This is a genomic window from Mesorhizobium sp. AA23 (genome assembly GCF_001672435.1).
GTDB lineage: Bacteria > Pseudomonadota > Alphaproteobacteria > Rhizobiales > Rhizobiaceae > Mesorhizobium.
In genome coordinates this window covers 744,832-766,206 of sequence record NZ_LYTP01000012.1, presented here as the reverse complement: position 1 = coordinate 766,206, position 21,375 = coordinate 744,832, and the positions used below count along the sequence as shown (strand labels likewise).

The following is a 21,375-nucleotide window of genomic DNA, read 5'->3' as shown; positions in this document are numbered from 1 at the left end:
CCGGTGAGGGGCCGAATGCATTAGGCTCAGCGAGCATGCTGCTGCAGAGATTTCTTGTTCGTCTGATGACGATGCTGGTCACGCTGTTCGGCGTCGCCGTCGTCGTCTTCGTCGTCATCCGCGTGGCGCCCGGCGACCCGATCGCGATGATGCTGCCACCCGGCGCCAGCAATGACGACATAGCGCGTCTGCGCGCGCTCTATGGGCTGGACAAGAGTATTGCGCAGCAGTTCTTCATCTGGCTCGCCGGCGTGCTGCATGGCGATTTCGGCACTTCGATCTCGCTGCGCCAGGATGTGCTCGGCCTCGTCTTCAACCGGCTGCCGGCGACGTTGGAATTGGCCACCGTCGCGCTGTTGATGGCGGTGGCGATCGGCGTCTCCGCTGCGATCCTCGGTGCGCGTTCGCGTGGCACGGCCGTCGAAGCCGGCATCGACATCGCCAGCGGCGCGACGCTCTCCATCCCCGATTTCCTGTGGGGCTTGGTGCTGATCCTGCTGTTCGGCGTGCTCATCCCGGTGTTCGACATTTCCGGTCGAGTGTCACCGCAACTCGACCTGCCCTTCGTCACCCAGTTCTATCTCGCCGAGAGCATTCTCAGGCTCCGCTTCGACCTCACCTGGGACCTGCTCAAGCACATGCTGATGCCGGCGATCGCGCTGGCGTTGCCGCTGGCGGCGATCATCGCGCAACTCCTGAAACAGTCGCTGAAGGAAGTGCTCGACCTCGACTATGTCGTGCTCGCGCGGGTCAAAGGCTTTTCCGAAACGCAGGTTATCCTGCGCGAGGCGTTGAAGAACGCGGCGCTGCCAACGCTGACGCTGGTGGGCGTGCAGTTCACCTTCCTGATCGGCGGCACGGTCATCGTCGAGCGGCTGTTCTCCTATGAGGGTCTCGGCAATATGGCGATCGATGCCGTCATCAACCGCGACCTGCCGCTGATCCAGGGCATCGTGCTGGTCTTCGCGCTGCTCTTCGTGCTGATCAACCTTGCCGTCGACATGATGTATGCGCTGCTCAATCCGAGGCTGCGTCATGGATGAGGCGCGCATTTCGCGACGGCGCTTCAGCCCGCGGCTATGGCTGGCCGGCGGCTGGCTTCTGCTGGCGCTGCTTGCGGCCATCTTGGCGCCGCTGATCGTACCGCAAGATCCGCTGGCGCAGGACCTGATGCTCGAGCGTCTGCCGCCCTTCTGGCTCGATGGCGCCGAGCCCGGCTATTGGCTGGGCACCGACAGCCTCGGCAGGGATCTCCTGTCACGGCTGATCTTCGGCGGCCGCATCGCCTTCATCGTCGCCTTCGCCGCGGCGGCGTCCGCCTGCATCATCGGCTCGGCGCTCGGGCTCATTGCCGGCTATTTCGGCGGTTGGGCCGACCGCGTCATCTCGCGCATCGTCGATGTCTGGATGGCGTTCCCGCCGGTGCTGTTCGCGATCCTCCTGGTCGCGGTGCTGGGCACCGGCTTGAGCTCCGTCATCATCGCCATCGCCGTCATCGACTGGACGCGCTTCTGCCGCGTGATCCGCGCCGAGGCGATGAGTCAGGCGCGCATGGACTATGTCGAGAGCGCGCGCATCGCCGGCTATGGCCGCATCGGCATCATGCTGCGCGAAGTCCTGCCCAATGTGCTGCCGTCGGTGGTGGCGCTCTTGTCGCTTGAGATGGGCATCGCCGTCATCGTCGAGGCGATCCTCTCCTTCGTCAATCTGTCGATCTCGAGCGACGATCCGACCTGGGGCGGCATCATCGCCGAGGGCCGGCTGTCGATCCATCAGGCCTGGTGGGTGCTGGTGTTCCCGCTGATTACATTGATCCTCACCGTGCTGTCCTTCAGCCAGTTCGGCGAAGGATTGAAGGCGCGATTCGATCCGGTGCTGCGATGAGCGCCAATATGGAACCATGCCTCGAAATCCGCTCCTTGAGCGCCGTGCTGTCCAACGGCCAGCGCGTGCTGCGCTCGGTGTCGCTCACCGTGCAGCCGGGCGAAGTCCGCGCGCTGGTCGGCGAGAGCGGCGCCGGCAAGACGATGATTGGCAAGGCGGTGCTCGGCGTGCTGCCGAAGAGCGTGCGCATCGTCGAGGGCGAGATGCTGATCGAGGGCGAGGATCTCGGCCGCCTCGATGCGAAGGCGCGGCGGACGCTGATCGGCGCGCGTACCGCGCTGATCCCACAGGACCCGCTCACCGCGCTCAACCCGTCGCGCCGCATCGGCCCGCAGATGACCGACCGGCTGGTGCGCATCCTCGGCTGGAGCGGTGAGAAGGCAGACAAGCGTATCCGGCAGTTGCTCGACGAGGTGCAGATCCGCGAGCCCGAACGTGTTCTGAAATGCTATCCGCACGAGCTCTCCGGCGGCATGCGCCAGCGCGTGCTGATCGCGGCCGCCTTCGCCGCCGAGCCCAGGCTGATGGTCGCCGACGAGCCGACGACGGCGCTGGACGTGACCGTGCAGAAGCAGATCCTGCGCCTCATCGCGCAATTGCAGCGCAACCACGGCACGGCGCTTCTGTTCGTCACGCACGATCTCGGTGTCGTCGCCAAGATCAGCCAGAAAGTGTCGGTGCTCTATGCCGGCAAGGTGGTCGAAGAAGCCGCGACCGCTGACCTCTTCGCATCGCCGCAGCACCCCTACACGCGGGCGCTGATCGCGGCGACGCCGCGCTATACCGATCCCTACGCATCGCTGAAGCCGGTGAACGAAACCGTGCTGGCCGGGCTCGCGGACGAGATCGCGGGCGCCGACAGGGCGTGGAGGCCAAGCCATGGCTGAGCCACTGTTTTCCGTCCGCGGGCTGAAGGTGGCGCTGCCCGACATGACGCGCAAGCCGCTGATCGGCCGGGCGCCACTGGCCGAGATCCTCAAAGGACTGGACTTCGACCTGCCCAAGGGATCGGTGACCGGCATCGTCGGCGAATCCGGTTCCGGCAAGTCGACGCTCGGCCGCGCGCTGGTGCGGCTGATCGAGCCGAGCGCCGGCTCGATCAGCTTCGAAGGGCGAGACATCGGCCATCTTTCGGAAGCGGAGCTCAGACCGCTGCGTCGCGACCTGCAGATGATCTTCCAGGACCCGATGTCCTCGCTCAACCCGCGGCACACCATCTTCAACATCATCGCGGCACCCTTGAGGCAGAACGGGCTTGGCGACCGGCTGAAGGAGCGCGTGGCGGAAGCCCTGCAACGCGTCGGCCTGCCGCAGAGTTTTGCCGGCCGCTACCGCCACGAGCTGTCCGGCGGGCAACGCCAGCGCGTCGGCATCGCACGGGCGCTGGCGCTGTCGCCGAAATTCGTTTTGGCCGACGAGATCGTCTCGGGCCTCGACGTCTCGACGCAGGCACAGATCCTGACGCTGCTGGAAAAGCTCGCGGCCGAGATGGGGCTGACGGTCGCCTTCATCAGCCATGATCTGTCGGTGATCCGGCGGCTCTGCCGGCAAGTCATCGTCATGCGCGAGGGAGGGATCGTCGAAGCCAGCGCAACCGACGCGCTCTTCGACAATCCGAAGGAGACTTACACGCGCGACCTGCTCGCTGCCATCCCGCTGCCTGAGATCGATGCGGACTGGCTGCAGCCGCCTGCAAAGGCACCGGCATGAGAAAGGCAAACCTTGTCCGCACACCGAACAGCGGGCCTCGGATGTGCATGGGAGCAAAGTCAGCCCGCCAAAGGAGGGTGACATGAAATACGCCACAAGCGGCGCAATGGTCGGCGCAATCCTGTTCGGCTCAATGGGAACGGCTTCGGCCGACTCGATCCCCGGCATGCGCGGCCACGACCATACCGGCGTCACCGTGCCCGACATGAAGCAGGCCGTCGACTTCTTCACCAATGTGGTCGGTTGCAAGAAGGCGATGTCCTTCGGCCCGTTCGCCGACGACAAGGGCACCTTCATGCAGGACCTGCTCGGCGTCGATCCAAAAGCGGTAATCGAGGAGATCACCCTGGTGCGCTGCGGCTATGGATCGAACATCGAATTGTTCAAATACACCGCGCCCGACCAGAAGGACCTGACGCCGAAGAACAGCGACATCGGCGGCTTCCATATCGCCTTCTATGTCGACGATGTCGCCGCCGCGAAGGCCTATCTCGACGCCAAGGGCGTGAAGACCAGGATGGGTCCTCTGCCGGTCAAAGAAGGACCGGCCGCCGGCCAAACCATCCTCTATTTCCAGGCGCCCTGGGGACTGCAGCTGGAAGCGATCAGCTATCCCGACGGCATGGCTTACGAGAAAGGCGCCGAGACGGTGCTGTGGAGTCCCAAAGATCCAGCCAAGTGAGCTGATCGCGCCGCAATTGTTCAATTATGAAACTTTAAGCTTGAAATAATTGCCGGCAGGCGCGATACTGATGTTGGAACCGCCGGCCCCCCGGCGGTCCCTGATGCCCTTTGAGCGTTTGACGCAATTCCGGACGGGAAACCGCTGCGCACTTTTCCTGGAATTGCTCTAGAGGAGATCGCAAGACATGAAGGTTGCGGTTCTCGGCGGCGGACCGGCCGGCCTCTATTTTGCTATCTCGCTGAAGCTGCGCGACGGCTCGCATGACGTGACGGTCTACGAGCGCAACCGCCCCGACGATACGTTCGGCTGGGGTGTGGTGCTGTCGGCCGAAACGCTGGAGAACCTGACCAGGAACGACCCTGTCAGCGCGGTCTGGATCAGGAAGCATTTTGCCTACTGGGATGACATCGCCGTCATCCATGACGGCGTGCGCACGGTGTCGACCGGCCACGGCTTCTGCGGCATCGGCCGCAAGCGGCTTTTAATCCTGCTCCAGCGCAGAGCCCGCGAGCTCGGCATCAAGATGATGTTCGAGACCGAGATTTCCGATCCCAGGCCGTACATGGAAACGCACGACCTTGTCGTTGCGGCCGACGGATTGAACTCGAAGTCGCGCGCCACCTTCGCCAACGTCTTCAAGCCCGACATCGACACGCGCAAATGCAAGTTCGTGTGGCTCGGCACCACGCAGAAATTCGACGACGCGTTCACCTTCATCTTCGAAAAGACTGAGCACGGCTGGGTGTGGGCGCATGCCTACCAGTTCGACAGCGAGACCGCGACCTTCATCGTCGAATGCAGCGAACAGACCTGGGCTGCCTTCGGTTTCGGCGCGATGACGCAGCAGGAATCGATCGCGGTCTGCGAGCGCATTTTCGAAAAGCATCTGGGCGGCCATCCGCTGATGACCAATGCCAACCACATCAGAGGTTCGGCCTGGATCAACTTCCCGCGCGTGCTGTGCGAGCGCTGGTCTTACAAGAATCTGGCGCTGATGGGCGACGCGGCGGCATCGGCGCATTTCTCGATCGGCTCCGGCACGAAGCTGGCCCTGGAAAGCGCAGTCGCGCTCGCCGACTATGTCGAGTCCGAGTCCGACCTCGAAGCGGCCTTCCGCAAATACGAAGATGCTCGCCGCACCGAGGTGCTGAAACTGCAATCGGCGGCGCGCAACTCGCTCGAATGGTTCGAGGAAGTCGAACGTTATCTCGGGTTGGATCCAGTTCAATTCAACTATTCGCTGCTCACCCGCTCGCAGCGCATCAGCCACGAGAACCTTCGTCTGCGCGATGCCGAATGGCTGGCGGGCGCGGAGCAATGGTTCCAGCGCAAGGCCGGCGCCGGCGGCAACATGCTGCGCCGCGCGCCGATGTTCGCGCCATTCAGACTGCGCGAGATGGCGCTCACGAACCGCATCGTCGTCTCGCCGATGGCCCAGTACAAGGCGGTCGACGGCTGCCCGACCGACTGGCATTTCGCCCACTATGCCGAGCGCGCCAAGGGCGGGGCCGGGCTCGTTTATATCGAGATGACTTGCGTCAGCCCGGAGGGACGCATCACCCCGGGCTGCACCGGCTTCTACCAGCCCGAGCATGAGGTCGCCTGGAAGCGGCTGGTCGATTTCGTCCACGCCGAGACCGAAGCCAAGATCTGCGCCCAGATCGGCCATTCAGGCCCGAAGGGCTCGACCCGCCTCGGCTGGGAAGGAACGGACGAGCCGCTGCCGTCCGGCAACTGGCCGGTGATGGCGCCTTCAGCCGTGCCGTGGTCGCCGCAGAATCAGGTGCCGAAGGCGATGAACCGCGCCGACATGGACCTTGTGCGCGACCAGTTCGTCGCCTCGGCGGAGATGGCCGAGCGCTGCGGCTTCGACATGCTGGAGATCCATGCCGCGCATGGCTATCTGCTCTCCGCCTTCATCACGCCGCTGACCAACAGGCGCACCGACGACTATGGCGGCTCGCTGGAGAACCGCATGCGTTATCCGCTGGAGATCTTCCACGCGGTGCGCGCCGTGTGGCCGGCCGAAAAGCCTATCTCGGTGCGCATCTCGGCCAATGACTGGGTAGGGATCGAAGGCGTCACGCCGGCCGATGCGGTCGAGATCGCCAAGCTTCTGCATCAAACCGGCGTCGATCTCTGCGACGTCTCGGCCGGCCAGACCACAATCGCCGCCAAGCCGGTCTATGGCCGCATGTTCCAGACGCCGTTCTCCGACCGCATCCGGAACGAGGTCGGCATGGCGACGATGGCGGTCGGCAACATCTACGAGCCGGACCACGCCAACTCGATCCTGATGGCAGGACGCGCCGATCTGGTGGCGCTGGCCAGGCCGCATCTCAGCGATCCCTATTGGACGCTGCATGCGGCGGTCACCCTCGGCGATCGCGGCGTCAAATGGCCGGATCCTTATCTGCGCGGACGCGACCAGATCTACCGGCTGGCCGAACGCGAAGCGGCGGCAGGGCTGAAGGTATGAGCGCATTTATGTTTTCACGTCGGCGCCGCCCCTCATCCGCCTGCCGGCACCTTCTCCCCGTGAAGGACGGGAAGAAGGCACAAGCTCAAACGCTGGCGGCCCCCTCTCCCCGTCCTTCACGGGGAGAGGGTAAGGATGAGGCGCAGCGCCTTGCCTGGAGGACTGGCGCATGATTGCCGGCAAGCATGCGCTGGTCACCGGCGGCGGCTCCGGCGTCGGCCGTGCGATCGCACTGTCGCTGGCGGAAGCCGGCGTCGCCGTCACCATCTGTGGCCGCCGCAAGGCCGCGCTGAATGAAGTCGCGAAGGCAAACGACCGCATCTTCGGCATCGGCGCCGATGTCACCGACGAAGCCGACATGACGGCGCTGTACGAGAAGGCCGAGGCGGCGCGCGGTCCCTTCGAGATCGTCGTCGCCAATGCCGGGATGGCTGTCAGTGCGCCGGCGCACAAGACCTCGCTCGCCGACTGGCAGCGCTCGCTCGACGTCAACCTCACCGGCGCCTTCCTGGCGGTGCAGCCGGCGCTTGGCGGCATGCTGGCGCGGAAGACAGGCCGTATCGTTTTCATTGCCTCGACCGCCGGACTGAAGGGCTACGCGTATGTCGCGCCCTACGTAGCGGCCAAGCATGGCGTCGTCGGGCTGATGCGGGCGCTCGCAGCCGAGGCCGCCAAGTCCGGCATCACCGTCAACGCCATCTGCCCGGGCTTCGTCGAAACCGACATGCTGGAGGAATCCATCCAGCGCATCGTCGAGAAGACCGGCCGTTCCGCCGATGAGGCACGCGCGAGCCTTTCGGCTGCGAACCCGCAGGCGCGTTTCATCCAGCCGGAAGAGGTCGCCGCGGCGGTGCTCTGGCTCTGCGGCGATGCGGCGCGGTCGATCACAGGACAGGCGATCTCGGTCTCGGGAGGCGAGACATGGTAGCGGGACCGACGTCTATCGGGCCGGGCAAGGACAGGCTGCGGCTGTGGATCCGCCTGCTGCGTGCTTCGCGCACGATCGAGGCCGAGCTGCGCGAGCGGCTGAAGAAGGAGTTCGACACCACGCTGCCGCGCTTCGACGTCATGGCGGCGCTCTACCGCTCGCCGGAGGGCATGCTGATGAGCGACCTGTCGCGATTCCTGCTGGTGTCGAACGGCAATATCACCGGCATCGTCGACCGGCTGGTCTCCGAAGGGCTGGTGACGCGCGCGCGCCGCAACGGCGACCGCCGCACCTCGATGGTGCGGCTGACCGAAGAAGGTTCGAAGTCTTTCGCGGCAATCGCCGCGGCGCATGAGAACTGGGTCGGCGAGCTCCTCGGCACTGTCAGCGAGGACGAAGCGCGCCGGCTGACCGGCATGCTGAAATCGTTCCGCAGCAATTGGGAGGGACGCGAATGAGCGCCATGGCCAAGCTCAAGCCGAAGCACTTCCTCTGGGAGGTGGAAGGCAGGGTCGCGAAGGTCCGGCTCGACCGGCCGGAGCGCAAGAACCCGCTGACCTTCGACAGTTATGCGGAGCTGCGCGACACTTTTCGCGATCTCGCTTACGCCGATGATGTCGATGCCGTGGCGTTCCTGCCCAACGGCGGCAATTTCTGCTCGGGCGGCGATGTCCACGACATCATCGGACCCCTGGTCAAGATGGACATGAAGGCGCTGCTCTCCTTCACGCGCATGACCGGCGACTTCGTCAAGGCCATGCTGAATTGCGGCAAGCCGATCATCGCGGCGGTGGATGGCGTCGCCGTCGGCGCCGGCGCGATCATCGCCATGGCCTCCGACATCCGCATCGCGACGCCGGAAGCAAAGACCGCCTTCCTGTTTACCCGCGTCGGCCTCGCCGGGTGCGACATGGGCGCCTGCGCGATCTTGCCCCGCATCATCGGCCAGGGCCGCGCCGCCGAGCTGCTTTACACCGGCCGCACCATGAGCGCGGCCGAAGGCGAGCGTTGGGGCTTCTACAATCGGCTGGTCGATGCAGCGGCGCTCGAGGCCGACGCGCTCGAGATGGCAGCGCGGATCGTCTCCGGCCCGACCTTCGCGCATTGCATCACCAAGACGCAGTTGAACCAGGAATGGTCGATGGGTCTCGACCAGGCGATCGAGGCGGAAGCGCAGGCACAGGCGATCTGCATGCAGACCGGCGATTTCGAGCGCGCCTACAAGGCGTTCGTGGCCAAGGAAAAGCCGGTGTTCGAGGGGAAATGAGGATGGCTCTTTTAACGGAGACGTTTGCGGGACAGCGCCCCCCTCTGTCCTGCCGGACATCTCCCCCACAAGGGGGGAGATCAGCTGTCGTCTCTGCCTTCGCCAATCGCCAAGGTCGCAAGAATGAGCGGGGCGCCAAAACTGCCAATCTCCCCCTTTGTGGGGGAGATGTCCGGCAGGACAGAGGGGGGCGCCATAGAGCAGAGGCCTTGAAGAGTAGCGGAGGCACCGATGCCTGACCGTTCCTTCCTTAACTGGCCCTTCTTTGAAAGCCGCCATCGCGAACTTGCCGAAAATCTCGACGCCTGGTGCGCCAAGAACCTGCCCGTCGATCACCACGATGTCGACGCGGCCTGCCGCAATCTCGTCTCCATGCTCGGCCGCGACGGCTGGCTGAAGCCGACGGCGCTCGATCCCGACAAGCCGGAGCCGCTCGACGTGCGCACGCTCTGCATCACCCGCGAGACGCTGGCGCGCCATGACGGGCTCGCCGACTTCGCCTTCGCCATGCAGGGCCTTGGCACCGGCGCGATCTCGCTGTTCGGCACACCGGAGCAGCAGCGCTGGCTGGAAAAGACGCGGGCGGGCCAGGCGATCGCAGCCTTTGCGCTGTCGGAGCCGCGGTCGGGATCGGATGTCGCCAACATGGAGATGGCGGCTGTCCGCGACGGCGACTTCTATGTGCTTTCGGGCGAGAAGACCTGGATCTCCAATGGCGGCATTGCCGACGTATACATTGTTTTCGCCCGCACCGGCGAGGCGCCCGGCGCCAAGGGAATTTCCGCTTTGATCGTGCCTGCGGACACCAAAAGCGTTGGCATCGCCGAACGATTGGAAGTTATCGCCCCGCATCCACTCGCGCGGCTCTCCTTCGACAATGTGCGCGTTCCGGCTTCCGCCCTGATCGGCAAACCCGGCGACGGTTTTCGGATCGCCATGTCGGTGCTCGACGTCTTCCGCTCGACGGTGGGTGCCGCGGCGCTCGGCTTTGCTCGAAGAGCGTTGGACGAAAGCATCAAAAGGGTGTCCGAGCGAAAACTGTTCGGCGCGCCGATGGCCGAACTGCAGATGGTGCAGGGCCACATCGCCGACATGGCGCTGGATGTCGACGCCGCCGCCCTGCTCGTCTATCGCGCCGCCTGGACCAAGGATATGGGCGCCGCCCGCGTCACTCGCGAGGCGGCAATGGCCAAGCTGTTCTCCACGGACAAGGCGCAGGAAGTGATCGACAAGGCGGTGCAACTGCATGGCGGCGACGGCGTGCGCAAGGGCCACATCGTCGAGAGCCTCTATCGCGAGATACGCGCGCTGCGCATCTATGAGGGCGCTTCCGACGTGCAGAAAGTGGTGATCGCCAGGCAAGTGATGGGAGCGGCGTGAGATCATGCTTGCGGACCGCATTTCACTTAAGGGAGGCTAGACATGCACACGATCCTGCAGCCGGAAGGCTGGGCCAAACCGATCGGCTATGCCAACGGCGTTGCCGCGCGTGGCCGGCTGGTCTTCATCGGCGGCCAGGTCGGCTGGAATGCCGAGTGCCGGTTCGAGACCGACGATTTCGTCGATCAGGTGCGCCAGACCCTCACCAATGTCGTCGCCGTTCTCGCCGAGGCCGGCGGGGAGCCGCAGCACATCACCTCGATGACCTGGTATTTTACCGACAAGGCCGAGTACCTCGCCAACCTCAAAGGGATCGGCGAAGTCTACCGCGCCGTCATCGGCCGGCATTTTCCGGCGATGGCCGCCATGCAGGTGGTGGCGCTGGTCGAGGACCGGGCGAAGGTGGAGATACAGGCAATCGCAATTATTCCGGAGTGAGTCGGAGGCGCTACTGGCTTCTATTTCGCAATGGCCTGAAGCGGCGAAGGCGGCTACTCCAACTCGGCGCGCTCGAGGGATCGTGTCTGCCTTCCGTGCGTCAGCATTGCCGTGACAGTACGGCAAGGGCCGCTTGGCTGCCGCCACAATCTGTGATCAGATGATCATACCCGCGTCGGGCGGATATTCGCACATAAACTTTGCCGGCACCAAGGAAAGCAAAAGCGTGGCTCTGGGCTTCGAACCAGTATCGGGACGCATTACTGTCCAGGACGGCGTCTACCAGCAACTTCGCCATGCCCTGATGGTCGGCAGCTTCGATCCCGGGCAGGTGCTGACCATCGCCTCGCTGGCGGAGGCTTTCGGCACCTCAAACATGCCGGTGCGCGAGGCGTTGCGGCGGCTGGCGGCGGAGAACGCGCTGGAAATCTCGCAGAACGGCTCAGCCTGCGTGCCGGTGGTGACGCGGGCGCGGCTCGACGACCTCTGCCGGGCCCGCCTCGCCGTCGAGGGGCTGGCCGCCGAGCTTGGCGCGCCGCGCCTGACCGCAGCCGAGATCGGCTTGCTGCAAAGGGTTACTGACGACCAGCGGGCGATCGGCCGCGACGGCAGCATCTACGAGCTGATCGCCAAGAACCAGCAGTTCCACTTCACCATATACCGCGCCTCCGGCTCCGATGTGCTGTTTCAGCTGATCGAGACGCTGTGGCTGCGCTTCGGTCCGTACATGCGGCTGTTGTCCAACCATGTCGCGCCGCTGATGCGCGCCGGCACCATGGAGCCTTCGGGCCGGCACGTCGCGATCATAGCGGCCATCAAGGACAAGGATTTCACCCGCGCGCGCGACGAGGTGGTGGCCGATATCACGGCGACGCAAGCGACATTGCGGGCGATCTGTCCTGACGTGCCGGAGCCCAGACCGGTCGATTTTGCCGCTTTCGGAAGGGCGCCTTGATAGGCGGCCGCCGCAGAGTGGCTTTGAAGCCGCCTGGGCCAAGCTCCTGGACCAAGAGAACAGCCGGATTGTGAGGCGCTGACCCGCATTTCTTCAGCCGCGGCGCATTGATCCCTGTCCGTATTTGTGATCACATGATCACAGGGAGACAGCGAATGTCCGGCTATTTTCTCTATCATTCGATCGGCACCTTCCCCGGCAAGGCCGAGCGAATGGCCGCCTCGCTGACGGATTTCTCCAACATCTGGTCGGCGGAAGACGACGGTCAGTGGCCTGCCGCGCTTGCGGCGCGGCAACGCTTCATCGATGCCTGGAGGCGGCTGATCGAGGCGCCGCAAGGCACGCTGACCACGGCCGAGAATGTCACCGCCGCGCTCTATAGCCTGATCGGTGGCTTGCCGACGGAGCGGCTGGCGGGAAAGCGGCTGCTGGTCGCCGCCGACTGTTTTCCTAGCCTGCATTTCCTGCTGGCGGGCTTGGGAGAGCGTTTCGGCTTCACCCTCGACACCGTCCCATTGCGGCCTGGCGAGACCTGGGTTCGCGACCAGGATTTCATCGACCGCTGGCAGGCGGATGTCGGGCTCGCGCTCATTACCTTCGTCACCTCGACGGCCTCGCACCGCTGCGATGTCGGCCGCCTCGCCGCGCATGGCCGCGCCGTGGGCAGCATAGTCGGCGTTGATGTCACACAAGGCATCGGCGTGGCGCCGTTTTCGGTTGCCGCGACGCCGGTCGATTTCGTCGTCTCGACTTCGCTCAAATGGCTGTGTGGATCCTCCGGCGCCGGCCTTTTGCAGGTCGCGCCTGACCTTCTGGCGTCCTGCCGGCCGGAGTTGCGGGGCTGGTTCAGTCAGCCGAACCCGTTCTCCTGGGACCTCGACGCTTTCACTTACGCCGACGATGCGCGCCGCTTCGATCATGGCACGCCGGCGATCCTGGCAAGCGTCGCCTCGCTGCCCGGGCTGGAGTGGGTGGAACAGACCGGCATCGACATCATCCGCGCGCAGAATGCCGGGCTCGTCGAGCGTATCATCGGCGCCGCGCTGGAGAATGGCTGGGAGATCCGCTCGCCGCTCGATGCCAGTGAACGTGGCGGCAGCGTGATGCTCGGCCTGCCGCAAGGTACCGAGCCGGCGAAGATCATAGCTGCGCTTCGCGACGAGCGGCTTTACTGCGATGCGCGCGGCACGACGCTGCGGCTGTCTCCCGGCATGGTCACCACAGAGACGGCGGTCGACGCGCTGATCGCGCAACTCACGAAGCATATCGGTTCGCGGCGACGCCGCGCGTCGTGAAATTCAGGTACCGCCTCGCCTGCGGCGCCCGGGAGTTTGGCGCCGGAAAGGGGCGGATCAGGAACCGAACCAGAGGGAAGCAAGATGTTGAAACGTCTAGGACTGATTGGGATGGCCGTCGCTGCCGGCCTTGCCTTTGCGGCGCCCGCCTTCGCCGACAAGATCATGGTGGGCGCCTATCCGGCCAACCCGCCATGGGAATACAAGACCGATTCCGGTGCCTTCGAGGGGTTTGAGATCGACGTCGCCAATGATGTCGCCAAGCGCATCGGCGCAGAGGTCGAGTTCCAGGACCTCGGCTTCCAGGCGCTGTTCGCAGCGACCGCTTCGGGCCGCATCGACTTTGCCGTGTCCTCGATCTCGGTCACCAAGGAGCGGCTGCAGAACCAGGGCTTCACGCAAGCCTATTACGACAGCGACGGTACCATCGTCGGCAAGGCGGATTCCGCCATCAAATCGCTCGACGATCTGAAGGGCAAGACCATCGGGGTCATCGCCGGCTCGACAGGCGAAGCCTACATGAAGGAGAACGCCGCCAAGCTCGGCGTTGCAGAGACCAAGAGCTACAACGCCCAGCAGGACCTTCTGCTCGACGTGCAGAACGGCCGCATCGACGGCGGCGCGGGCGAGCTCGCCGGCTTCCTGTTCGCCATCAAGCAGATGCCAGCGCTAAAGATCCTGGTGCGCATCCCGACCGGCGAGCGCTTCGCCATGATGACCAAGAAGGGCCATCCGCTGCTTGAAAAAGTCAACGACGCCATCAGCGAAATGAAGAAGGATGGCACCATGGCCGCGATCCACAAGAAGTGGTTCGGCGTCGATCCGGAAGCCGGCACCAGCACGGTGACGCCTGGCCCGATCCCGCAATAAGCCGGCTAATCAGAAATTCCGACGAGAGCGGCAGCAAGAGTTGGCGCTCTCGCTTCGACCATTTGGGTCTCGCCCAACACGGCGAACCTTGTCTCACGGTGAGCGCCGATGGAACTGATCGACACCTTCTTCAACTGGGGCATCCTGGTCCGATCGTTTCCGATCCTGATCCGCGGTCTTGGCAACACCATTCTGCTCGGCTGCGCGGCGATCATCTTCGGCACGATCGGCGGGCTGGCGATCTGCCTGGTGCGGCTCTACGCGCCGAAGCCGCTCAGGCGGCTGGCGACGCTCTATATCGACATGTTCCGCGCGCTTCCGATCCTGGTGGTGCTGATCCTGATCTACTACGCCCTGCCCTTCATCGGCATCCGCCTGTCGTCCTTCGTCTCGGCAGCACTTGCGCTGTCACTGGTGTTGGCGGCCTTCACGGCGGAAGTCTGCCGCGCCGGCATCGAGAACATTCCGAAGGGCCAGTTCGAGGCGGCGTCGGCGCTCGGCCTGCCCTTTTGGGTCGCCATGCGCAAGGTGATCCTGCCGCAAGCGATCCGCGTCGTCATTCCGCCGCTCACCAGCAACTGCGTCTCGGTGTTCAAGGACACCGCGCTCGCCTCCGTGGTGGCGATGCCGGACCTCTTGAAGCAGGCGACCGACGCGCAGGCGCTGATGGCCAATCCGACGCCGCTGATCGGCGCGGCGATCATCTATCTCGCCTTCCTGTGGCCGCTGGTGCGGCTGGTCGGCTACCTCGAAGAGCGCGGCAAAGCTCGGTCCGCGCACTGATCCCCTTAGAATGACCTCGATTAGCTCAAGGAGACTCCCGTGAACCAGCACCATGTTTCGAAGGCGCAGGAGAGCGCCGCTTCGTTCCCGGTCGAGAAGATCCGCGCCATGTTCCCGGCGCTCCGGCAGGCCGGCGACTTCATCTTCATGGACAACGCCGCCGGTGCGCAGATCCCGCAAAGCGTGCTCGACGCGGTGACCAGCCATCTGGTGGCGCACAACGTGCAGCGCGGCGGCCGCTACGGCCGCAGCGTCACCGTCGACCAGTCCGTCGCCGAAGCGCGTGAGAGTGTGGCGCTCCTGATCAACGCCTACAGCCCGTCCGAAATCTGCTTCGGCATGAACGCCACCTCGTTCATCCGCCTTGTCAGCGTCGGCATCGGCCAGATGCTTTCGGAACGCGACGAGATCGTCGTCACCGACATGGACCATGACGCCAACATCGCCACGTGGTTGGCGCTGGAGCAGGCCGGCGCCAGGTTCAAATGGTGGCGCATGCGCGAGGACGGCAATCTGCATGTCGACGACCTCAAGCCGCTGATGTCGGACCGCACCCGGCTCGTCGCCTGCACGGTGACCGCGCACTCGATCGGCTCGATTGTCGATGTCGCTTCGGTCGCCAAGATCGCGCATGCGGCAGGCGCGGAAGTGTTCCTCGACTGCGTGCATTACGGGCCGCACGGGCTGATCGACGTGCAGGCCTGGGACTGCGACTATCTCGTCTGCTCAGGCTACAAGAATTTCTCGCCGCATATGGGTTTTCTCTGGGGCCGCTTCGAAACGTTGAAGCGGCTGCCGACCTTCCGCGAGGACTTCATCCCGGATGAGCCGCCCTACAAGGTCGAGGCCGGCACCTTCATCTACGAGAATGTCTCCGGCATGGACGCAGCGGTGCGCTACCTGGAGTCGATCGGCCGCAATTTCTTGGCCGAGAACAACCGCTCGCGCCGCGACAACATCGCCGCCGGCATGAACGCCATCCGCGAGTACGAGCTGACGCTGGCGCGCGAGATGATGAAGGTGCTGAAGGCCTGCGGCGCGACAATTTACGGCGTCGCCGACGAGGCGCGCATCCATGAGCGCGTGCCGACCTTCTGCTTCAACATCGGCACACTGTCGCCGCAGAGGATCGTCGAGGAGATGGCGGCCTTGCAGATCGGCATCCGCGACGGTCATATGTACGCGCCGCGGCTGATGAAGCGGCTCCACCTGTCGATGGACAGCGGCGCGATCCGCGCCTCGCTGGTGCACTACAACACGGTCGAGGAAGTGCACCGTTTCGGCGAAGCGCTGCGGGCAATCATTGCGAAGCTGTCGTGACGCCCGGACGTCTGGTCGAGCCTACGCCGCCTTCTTCGCCAGCCTCGCCTTGATGCTTGCCACGTCGGCGCGCGGCGTCGCGGCGAAAAGCGTCTTGGTGTAGCTGTGCTTGGGGTCCGAGAAGACCTCGTCGCGCGAGCCGTATTCGACCGCCTCGCCGAAATACATCACCATCACGTCGTCGGCGATATAACGCACCACCGACAGATCGTGGCTGATGAAGACATAGGTCAGCTTGAACTCGTCCTGCAGGTCGGCGAGCAGGTTGAGCACCTGCGCCTGCACCGAAAGATCGAGCGCCGAGACCGGCTCGTCCAGCACCAGCAGGCTCGGGTTCAGCATCAGTGCGCGGGCAATGGCGATGCGCTGGCGCTGACCGCCGGAGAACATATGCGGATAGCGGTTGTAGTGCTCGGGGCCGAGGCCGACCTTCTTCAACATCTTCATCGCTAGGTCGCGGCGTTCCTCGGCCGGCTTGTCGGTATTGATCAGCAGCGGCTCGCCGAGCACGTCGCCGATCTTTTGACGCGGGTTGAGCGACCCGTAGGGATTCTGAAAGACGATCTGCACCTTGCGGCGCATTTCCTTGGTCAATCCGTCCTTGGCGATGTCGACCTTGTTGCCGTCGATGAACAAATCGCCGGCGGTCGCAGGATCGATCAGCGTGATGATGCGGGCGAGCGTGGACTTGCCGCAGCCGCTTTCGCCAACGATGGCGAGCGTCTTGCCCTTATCGACGCTGAAGGAGACGCCCTTCACCGCATGCACCGTGCGCGCGGGGCGGAACAGGCCGCCGCCGACATGGTAGTCGCGTTTGATGTTCTTGCCTTCGACAACCTTGGTCATGCGCCGGCTCCGGTCATGCACTGGCTTCTGGGGGCGCCGGCTCGAACAGCATGTCGGAGACGGTCGGCAGCCGGTCGCCGACGGCGTTCTCCGGCAGCGCCGACAGCAGCGCGCGCGTGTAGTTGCTCTTGGGGTTCTCAAACAGCGACAGCACGTCGGCCTCTTCCATCTTGCGGCCCTTGTACTGGACGATGACGCGATCGGCGGTCTCGGCGACCACGCCCATATTGTGGGTGATCATGATCAGGCCCATGCCGTATTTGGCCTGCAGCGACACAAGCAGGTCGAGAATTTGCTTCTGGATGGTGACGTCGAGCGCGGTGGTCGGCTCGTCGGCGATCAGCAGCTTCGGATTGCAAGCAATGGCCATCGCGATCATGACGCGCTGGCATTGGCCGCCCGACATCTGATGCGGGAAGGAGTTGAGCCGCTCGGCCGGCTCCGGGATGCCGACCTGCTTCAACAACTCGATGGCGCGCGCCCGGCGCTGTGCGCGATCCATGCCGAGATGGAAGCGCAGCACTTCCTCGATCTGAAAGCCGACGGTGAAGCAAGGGTTGAGACTGGCGATCGGCTCCTGGAAGATCATGGCAATGTCCTTGCCGATGATCTTGCGGCGCTCGGCCGGACCCATCTTGAGGAGATCGCGGCCGCCGAACGTCATGCGGTCGGCGGTGACAGTGGCGGTCCAGGGCAACAAGCCCATAACCGCCAGCATCGACACCGATTTGCCGGAGCCGGATTCGCCGACGATGGCGAGCACCTCGCGCTCGTCGACACGGAGCGAGACGCCGTCGACGGCGCGGAACGGGCCGGAGGCGGTCTGGAACTCGACGACGAGGTTCTGGATGTCGAGCAATGCCATCACGACCTCCTGAGCTTCGGATCGAGCGCGTCGCGCAGGCCGTCGCCGATCAGGTTGATGGCGAGCACCGTGATAAGGATGGCAAGGCCGGGGAAAGTCACCACCCACCAGGCGCGCAGGATGAATTCGCGCGCCGAGGCGAGCATGGTGCCCCATTCCGGCGTCGGCGGCTGCGCGCCGAGACCAAGGAAGCCAAGCGCTGCGGCTTCCAGGATGGCGTTCGAGAAAGACAGCGTGCCCTGGACGATCAGCGGCGCCAGGCAGTTCGGCAGGATGGTCCTGAGCATCAGCCTCAGGTGCCCGGCGCCGGCGACCTTGGCAGCCACGACATATTCGCGGCTCTTTTCCGCCATCACCGCAGCGCGCACCAGGCGGGCGAAATGCGGCTGCAGGACAAGCGAGATCGCCAGCATCGCATTGAACAGGCCGGGCCCGAGAATGGTGACCAGCACCAGCGCCAGAAGCAGCGACGGGAAGGCCAGGATCAGGTCCATGACGCGCATGATCGCGACGTCGACCCAGCCTCGGAAATAGCCTGCCAGCAAGCCGAGCGTGATGCCGCCGACGAGGGCCAGCGTGACGACGACGGCGCCGATGAGCAGCGAGAAACGCGCGCCATAGAGCAGGCGCGAGAGGATGTCGCGGCCGACCGGATCGGTGCCGAGGATATATTGCGAGCTGCCGCCCGCCTGCCAGGCCGGCGGCCTGAGGAAGGCGGTCTTGTCCTGCACGTCGGGCGCATAGGGCGCGAGCAACGGCGCGAAGAGCGCCGCCAGCACCAGCAGGATGAAGACGACCAGGCCGATGACGGCGCCGCGGTTCACCGAGAAATAGTGCCAGAAGGTCTTGAAGCCGGTCAGCCGGTCCGGGCTGCCGGCGGCCATCGGGGCGATTTCCGTAGACTGGCTCATCACGCCGCCCTGATGCGCGGGTTGATGACGGCGTAGAGCACGTCGACGATGAGGTTAACGGCCATGACGATAAGTGCGATCAAAAGCAGACCTGACTGCACGACGACATAGTCGCGCTTGAAGATGGAATCGACCATCCACTTGCCGATGCCCGGCCAGGCGAAGATGGTTTCGGTGAGGATGGCGCCGGCAAGCAGCGTGCCGACCTGCAGGCCGATCGTGGTGACGACCGGGATCAGGGCGTTGCGAAGTGCGTGCGCACCGATGACGCGGGCGGCGGAAAGGCCTTTGGCGCGGGCGGTGCGGACATAGTCTTCACCGAGCACCTCGAGCATGGCCGAACGGGTCTGGCGCGCGATCACCGCCAGCGGAATCGTGCCGAGCACGATCGCCGGCAGGATGAGATGGCTGAGCGCCGAGCGCAGCGCGTCCCATTTGCCGTAGAGAATGCTGTCGATGGTCATGAAACCGGTGATCGGCTTCAGGAAGAACTGCAGGCCCATGCGGCCCGACACCGGCGTCCAGCCGAGATAGCCGGAAAAGAAGATGATGAGCAGCAGGCCCCACCAGAAGATCGGCATGGAATAGCCGACCAGCGCGGCGCCCATCAACGACTGATCGAACCATGAGCCGCGTTTGACGGCCGCGAATATGCCGGCCGGGATGCCGATCGCCATGGCGAAGATCATGGCGAAGAAGGACAATTCCAGCGTCGCCGGGAAGAGCGTCTTGAACTCCTGGAGCACCGGGCGCTTGGAGGAAATCGAGACGCCGAAATCGCCGGTCGCGACCTCGCCGACATAGCGCGCATACTGCTCCCAGACCGGCAGATTGTAGCCGAACTGTTCCTTGAGCTCTTCGTAGCGGGCGGGGGTGACGCCATGCTCGCCGGCCATGGCCAGGATCGGATCGCCGGGCAGCAACCGGACAAAGGCGAAGGCGCAGATGGTGATGCCGACGAGCGTCGGGATCAGAAGTGCGATTTTGTTGAGGAGATATCTGAGCATCGTGAAATGGAATGGGGCGGCGACAATTCGCGCCGCCCCGTTCGCAAATATTACTCGGCCTTGTCAACGCCGTCGAAGCGATGAATGCCGAGCGGGTCCATCTTGAAGCCGCTGACGTTGTTGCGGACAACGGCATAGACCTGGCTGTGAGCCAGCAGGAAGGCCGGCGCCTGCTTGGCGAAGATTTCCTGCGCCTGCTCATAGAGCTTGGTGCGCTCGCCCTGGTCGCTGGTCTTCTTGGCCTTCTGGATCAGGTCCTCGAAGTCCTTGTCGCACCAGCTGGAATAGTTCGAGACGCCGATGGCCGAGCACGCGAAGAGGGTGGCGAAGAAATTGTCCGGATCGCCATTGTCGCCGGTCCAGCCGATCTGGAAGGCGCCGGGACGCTCCTTCTTTTTGCCTTCCTCGCGATACTTGGTCCACTCGTAGTTGACGATCTCGGCCTTGACGCCGACCTTGGCCCAGTCGGCCTGGATCAGCTCAGCCGCGCGCTGGAAGTTCGGGTTGTAAGGACGAACGCGATCGGAAGCCCAGAGCTGGATTTCCTTCAGCCCGGCGTCGGCCAGCACCTTCTTGGCCGCTTCCGGATCATAGGAATCGAACTTCACATCCTTGTTCCACGACCACATGGTCGGCGGGATCAGGTTCTGCGCCGGCGTCGCGCCAGCGTCCTGGAACAGCGACTTGATCAGCGCTTCCCGGTCGATCGCCTGGTTGAGCGCGTGACGAACCTCCGGCTTGTCGAGCGGCGGGATCGTGGTGTTGTAGCTCATGTAGCCGATGTTGAGGCCGGCCTGATCCATGAGGGTCACGTCCTTGTTGGCCTTGATGGTGGCGATGTCGGCCGGGTTCGGATAGGGAGCGACATCGCATTCGCCGGCCAGCACCTTCTGGATGCGGGCGGTCGCGTCAGGCGTGATGGCGAAGACCAGATCGTCGATCTTTTCCTTGCCCTTGAAGTAGTCGGGGTTCGCCGCATAGCGGATGACCGAATCGAGCTGATAGTCGACGAACTGGAACGGCCCGGTGCCGATCGGCTTGGTCGAGAAGTCGGCCATCTTGCCTTCCTTCTCGAGCTGGTCGGCATATTCCTTCGACACGATCGAGGCGAAGTCCATGCCGAGATTGGCCAGCATCGGCGCGTTCGGCTCGGTCAGCGTCAGCTTGACGGTGAGGTCGTCGACCTTTTCCCACTTGGCGACGTATTTCGGCATGTCCATGCCGGTGTAGTAATCCCAGGTCAGGTTCGGCAGATACTTCTCGCCGTTCCACGGATTCTGCTTGTTGAACTGCCGGTCGAACGAGAAGACGACGTCATCGGCGTTGAGGTCGCGGGTCGGCTTGAAATAGTCGGTGGTCTGGAACTTCACGCCAGGGTGCAGGTGGAAAGTATAGACCAGGCCGTCGTCGGAGATTTCCCATTTGTCGGCGAGGCCGGGCTCGATCTCGGTGCCGCCATGCTTGAACTCGACCAGGCGCGAATAGACCGTGCGCGACGAAGCGTCGAAGTCGTTGCCGCCCGTCGTCGTACCCGGATCGAAATTGGCCGGCGACGCTTCCGAGCAATAGACAAGCGTCTTTGCATTGGCCATCCCGCCGAGGACGCTTGCAGCCAGCAACGCGGCTGCAAAAGTCATTGTCTTTTTCATTGAGCACTCCCTGATGTTCTTCCAAGCCCCTCTATCAGGCTCGCGAAGCGCGCATATAAGCACCGTTTTTGGGGCTTTGGAACACCCCGTTTGCGTACCCCAC

Annotated in this window: 21 protein-coding genes; 16 read left to right on the top strand and 5 right to left on the bottom strand. The window is 64.2% G+C overall.

Translation table 11 applies throughout. From position 1 onward, the window contains the following. The first annotated feature begins 35 nt into the window (after positions 1 to 35). The 16 genes from A9K66_RS14265 (at position 36) to A9K66_RS14190 (ending at position 15,994) form a co-directional block, all read left to right on the top strand. Complete coding sequence (locus A9K66_RS14265; protein ID WP_067324431.1) at positions 36 to 1,043, top strand: ABC transporter permease; 1,008 nt, start codon at positions 36 to 38, stop codon at positions 1,041 to 1,043. Then, positions 1,036 to 1,884: an ABC transporter permease gene (locus tag A9K66_RS14260; protein ID WP_067324429.1), complete on the top strand. Its 849-nt coding sequence runs from the start codon at positions 1,036 to 1,038 to the stop codon at positions 1,882 to 1,884. Before A9K66_RS14265 ends, A9K66_RS14260 begins: the two co-directional genes overlap by 8 nt. Next, a complete protein-coding gene (locus tag A9K66_RS14255; RefSeq protein WP_082953861.1) occupies positions 1,881 to 2,771 on the top strand; it encodes an ABC transporter ATP-binding protein in 891 nt (296 codons plus the stop codon). Before A9K66_RS14260 ends, A9K66_RS14255 begins: the two co-directional genes overlap by 4 nt. Further along, positions 2,764 to 3,594 carry an ATP-binding cassette domain-containing protein gene (locus A9K66_RS14250; RefSeq protein WP_067324427.1) on the top strand — a complete coding sequence of 277 codons (831 nt, stop codon included), beginning with the start codon at positions 2,764 to 2,766 and terminating at the stop codon, positions 3,592 to 3,594. Before A9K66_RS14255 ends, A9K66_RS14250 begins: the two co-directional genes overlap by 8 nt. An 82-nt stretch (positions 3,595 to 3,676) precedes the next feature. Next, the gene (locus tag A9K66_RS14245) at positions 3,677 to 4,276 is read left to right on the top strand and encodes a VOC family protein (RefSeq protein WP_067324425.1); all 600 of its coding nucleotides are present in this window, start codon (positions 3,677 to 3,679) and stop codon (positions 4,274 to 4,276) included. 187 nt (positions 4,277 to 4,463) lie between these two features. Next, entirely contained in the window at positions 4,464 to 6,758 is a 2,295-nt protein-coding gene (locus A9K66_RS14240) for a bifunctional salicylyl-CoA 5-hydroxylase/oxidoreductase (RefSeq protein WP_067324423.1), read from the top strand. A gap of 169 nt (positions 6,759 to 6,927) precedes the next feature. Continuing rightward, complete coding sequence (locus A9K66_RS14235; protein WP_067324421.1) at positions 6,928 to 7,686, top strand: SDR family NAD(P)-dependent oxidoreductase; 759 nt, start codon at positions 6,928 to 6,930, stop codon at positions 7,684 to 7,686. Then, entirely contained in the window at positions 7,680 to 8,144 is a 465-nt protein-coding gene (locus A9K66_RS14230; protein ID WP_067324419.1) for a MarR family transcriptional regulator, read from the top strand. Before A9K66_RS14235 ends, A9K66_RS14230 begins: the two co-directional genes overlap by 7 nt. Beyond that, positions 8,141 to 8,953 (top strand): enoyl-CoA hydratase family protein, encoded by an 813-nt coding sequence (locus A9K66_RS14225; protein WP_067324417.1) that lies wholly within the window; start codon positions 8,141 to 8,143, stop codon positions 8,951 to 8,953. The genes A9K66_RS14230 and A9K66_RS14225 overlap by 4 nt, the downstream gene beginning before the upstream one ends. A gap of 231 nt (positions 8,954 to 9,184) precedes the next feature. Further along, positions 9,185 to 10,333 (top strand): acyl-CoA dehydrogenase family protein, encoded by a 1,149-nt coding sequence (locus A9K66_RS14220; RefSeq protein WP_067324415.1) that lies wholly within the window; start codon positions 9,185 to 9,187, stop codon positions 10,331 to 10,333. A 42-nt stretch (positions 10,334 to 10,375) separates the two neighbouring features. Further along, positions 10,376 to 10,771 carry a RidA family protein gene (locus tag A9K66_RS14215; protein ID WP_067324413.1) on the top strand — a complete coding sequence of 132 codons (396 nt, stop codon included), beginning with the start codon at positions 10,376 to 10,378 and terminating at the stop codon, positions 10,769 to 10,771. A 226-nt stretch (positions 10,772 to 10,997) separates the two neighbouring features. Then, positions 10,998 to 11,726 carry a GntR family transcriptional regulator gene (locus tag A9K66_RS14210; RefSeq protein ID WP_067324745.1) on the top strand — a complete coding sequence of 243 codons (729 nt, stop codon included), beginning with the start codon at positions 10,998 to 11,000 and terminating at the stop codon, positions 11,724 to 11,726. A 155-nt stretch (positions 11,727 to 11,881) separates the two neighbouring features. Then, complete coding sequence (locus tag A9K66_RS14205; protein WP_067324411.1) at positions 11,882 to 13,021, top strand: aminotransferase class V-fold PLP-dependent enzyme; 1,140 nt, start codon at positions 11,882 to 11,884, stop codon at positions 13,019 to 13,021. Positions 13,022 to 13,105: 84 nt separating this feature from the next. Beyond that, positions 13,106 to 13,891 (top strand): ABC transporter substrate-binding protein, encoded by a 786-nt coding sequence (locus tag A9K66_RS14200; RefSeq protein WP_067003647.1) that lies wholly within the window; start codon positions 13,106 to 13,108, stop codon positions 13,889 to 13,891. Between the two features lie 108 nt (positions 13,892 to 13,999). Then, complete coding sequence (locus A9K66_RS14195) at positions 14,000 to 14,674, top strand: amino acid ABC transporter permease (RefSeq protein WP_067324409.1); 675 nt, start codon at positions 14,000 to 14,002, stop codon at positions 14,672 to 14,674. Positions 14,675 to 14,713: 39 nt separating this feature from the next. Beyond that, positions 14,714 to 15,994: a cysteine desulfurase-like protein gene (locus A9K66_RS14190; protein ID WP_067324407.1), complete on the top strand. Its 1,281-nt coding sequence runs from the start codon at positions 14,714 to 14,716 to the stop codon at positions 15,992 to 15,994. A gap of 21 nt (positions 15,995 to 16,015) precedes the next feature. Here the strand turns inward: A9K66_RS14190 and A9K66_RS14185 are convergent, their stop codons facing one another. The 5 genes from A9K66_RS14185 to A9K66_RS14165 are packed head-to-tail and all read right to left on the bottom strand — an operon-like array spanning position 16,016 to position 21,272. Continuing rightward, positions 16,016 to 16,840, bottom strand: a complete 825-nt coding sequence (locus tag A9K66_RS14185) for a dipeptide ABC transporter ATP-binding protein (protein ID WP_067003757.1) — start codon at positions 16,838 to 16,840, stop codon at positions 16,016 to 16,018. A gap of 13 nt (positions 16,841 to 16,853) precedes the next feature. After that, the gene (locus A9K66_RS14180) at positions 16,854 to 17,705 is read right to left on the bottom strand and encodes an ABC transporter ATP-binding protein (RefSeq protein ID WP_082953860.1); all 852 of its coding nucleotides are present in this window, start codon (positions 17,703 to 17,705) and stop codon (positions 16,854 to 16,856) included. Then, positions 17,705 to 18,589 (bottom strand): ABC transporter permease subunit, encoded by an 885-nt coding sequence (locus tag A9K66_RS14175; protein WP_067003755.1) that lies wholly within the window; start codon positions 18,587 to 18,589, stop codon positions 17,705 to 17,707. Before A9K66_RS14175 ends, A9K66_RS14180 begins: the two co-directional genes overlap by 1 nt. A gap of 26 nt (positions 18,590 to 18,615) precedes the next feature. Further along, positions 18,616 to 19,623 carry an ABC transporter permease subunit gene (locus A9K66_RS14170; RefSeq protein ID WP_067324405.1) on the bottom strand — a complete coding sequence of 336 codons (1,008 nt, stop codon included), beginning with the start codon at positions 19,621 to 19,623 and terminating at the stop codon, positions 18,616 to 18,618. A 50-nt stretch (positions 19,624 to 19,673) separates the two neighbouring features. After that, a complete protein-coding gene (locus A9K66_RS14165; RefSeq protein WP_067003638.1) occupies positions 19,674 to 21,272 on the bottom strand; it encodes an ABC transporter substrate-binding protein in 1,599 nt (532 codons plus the stop codon). Positions 21,273 to 21,375: the final 103 nt, after the last annotated feature.

Excerpts from the sequence above, each read along its gene's own strand:
- A9K66_RS14230 (WP_067324419.1), top strand. The coding sequence starts at position 7,680 with ATGGTAGCGGGACCGACGTCTATCGGGCCGGGCAAGGACAGGCTGCGG.
- A9K66_RS14225 (WP_067324417.1), top strand. The coding sequence starts at position 8,141 with ATGAGCGCCATGGCCAAGCTCAAGCCGAAGCACTTCCTCTGGGAGGTG.
- A9K66_RS14200 (WP_067003647.1), top strand. The coding sequence starts at position 13,106 with ATGTTGAAACGTCTAGGACTGATTGGGATGGCCGTCGCTGCCGGCCTT.
- A9K66_RS14250 (WP_067324427.1), top strand. The coding sequence starts at position 2,764 with ATGGCTGAGCCACTGTTTTCCGTCCGCGGGCTGAAGGTGGCGCTGCCC.
- A9K66_RS14195 (WP_067324409.1), top strand. The coding sequence starts at position 14,000 with ATGGAACTGATCGACACCTTCTTCAACTGGGGCATCCTGGTCCGATCG.
- A9K66_RS14220 (WP_067324415.1), top strand. The coding sequence starts at position 9,185 with ATGCCTGACCGTTCCTTCCTTAACTGGCCCTTCTTTGAAAGCCGCCAT.
- A9K66_RS14180 (WP_082953860.1), bottom strand. The coding sequence starts at position 17,705 with ATGGCATTGCTCGACATCCAGAACCTCGTCGTCGAGTTCCAGACCGCC.
- A9K66_RS14185 (WP_067003757.1), bottom strand. The coding sequence starts at position 16,840 with ATGACCAAGGTTGTCGAAGGCAAGAACATCAAACGCGACTACCATGTC.
- A9K66_RS14165 (WP_067003638.1), bottom strand. The coding sequence starts at position 21,272 with ATGAAAAAGACAATGACTTTTGCAGCCGCGTTGCTGGCTGCAAGCGTC.
- A9K66_RS14255 (WP_082953861.1), top strand. The coding sequence starts at position 1,881 with ATGAGCGCCAATATGGAACCATGCCTCGAAATCCGCTCCTTGAGCGCC.
- A9K66_RS14260 (WP_067324429.1), top strand. The coding sequence starts at position 1,036 with ATGGATGAGGCGCGCATTTCGCGACGGCGCTTCAGCCCGCGGCTATGG.
- A9K66_RS14205 (WP_067324411.1), top strand. The coding sequence starts at position 11,882 with ATGTCCGGCTATTTTCTCTATCATTCGATCGGCACCTTCCCCGGCAAG.
- A9K66_RS14240 (WP_067324423.1), top strand. The coding sequence starts at position 4,464 with ATGAAGGTTGCGGTTCTCGGCGGCGGACCGGCCGGCCTCTATTTTGCT.
- A9K66_RS14235 (WP_067324421.1), top strand. The coding sequence starts at position 6,928 with ATGATTGCCGGCAAGCATGCGCTGGTCACCGGCGGCGGCTCCGGCGTC.
- A9K66_RS14175 (WP_067003755.1), bottom strand. The coding sequence starts at position 18,589 with ATGGCCGCCGGCAGCCCGGACCGGCTGACCGGCTTCAAGACCTTCTGG.
- A9K66_RS14215 (WP_067324413.1), top strand. The coding sequence starts at position 10,376 with ATGCACACGATCCTGCAGCCGGAAGGCTGGGCCAAACCGATCGGCTAT.
- A9K66_RS14170 (WP_067324405.1), bottom strand. The coding sequence starts at position 19,623 with ATGCTCAGATATCTCCTCAACAAAATCGCACTTCTGATCCCGACGCTC.
- A9K66_RS14245 (WP_067324425.1), top strand. The coding sequence starts at position 3,677 with ATGAAATACGCCACAAGCGGCGCAATGGTCGGCGCAATCCTGTTCGGC.
- A9K66_RS14265 (WP_067324431.1), top strand. The coding sequence starts at position 36 with ATGCTGCTGCAGAGATTTCTTGTTCGTCTGATGACGATGCTGGTCACG.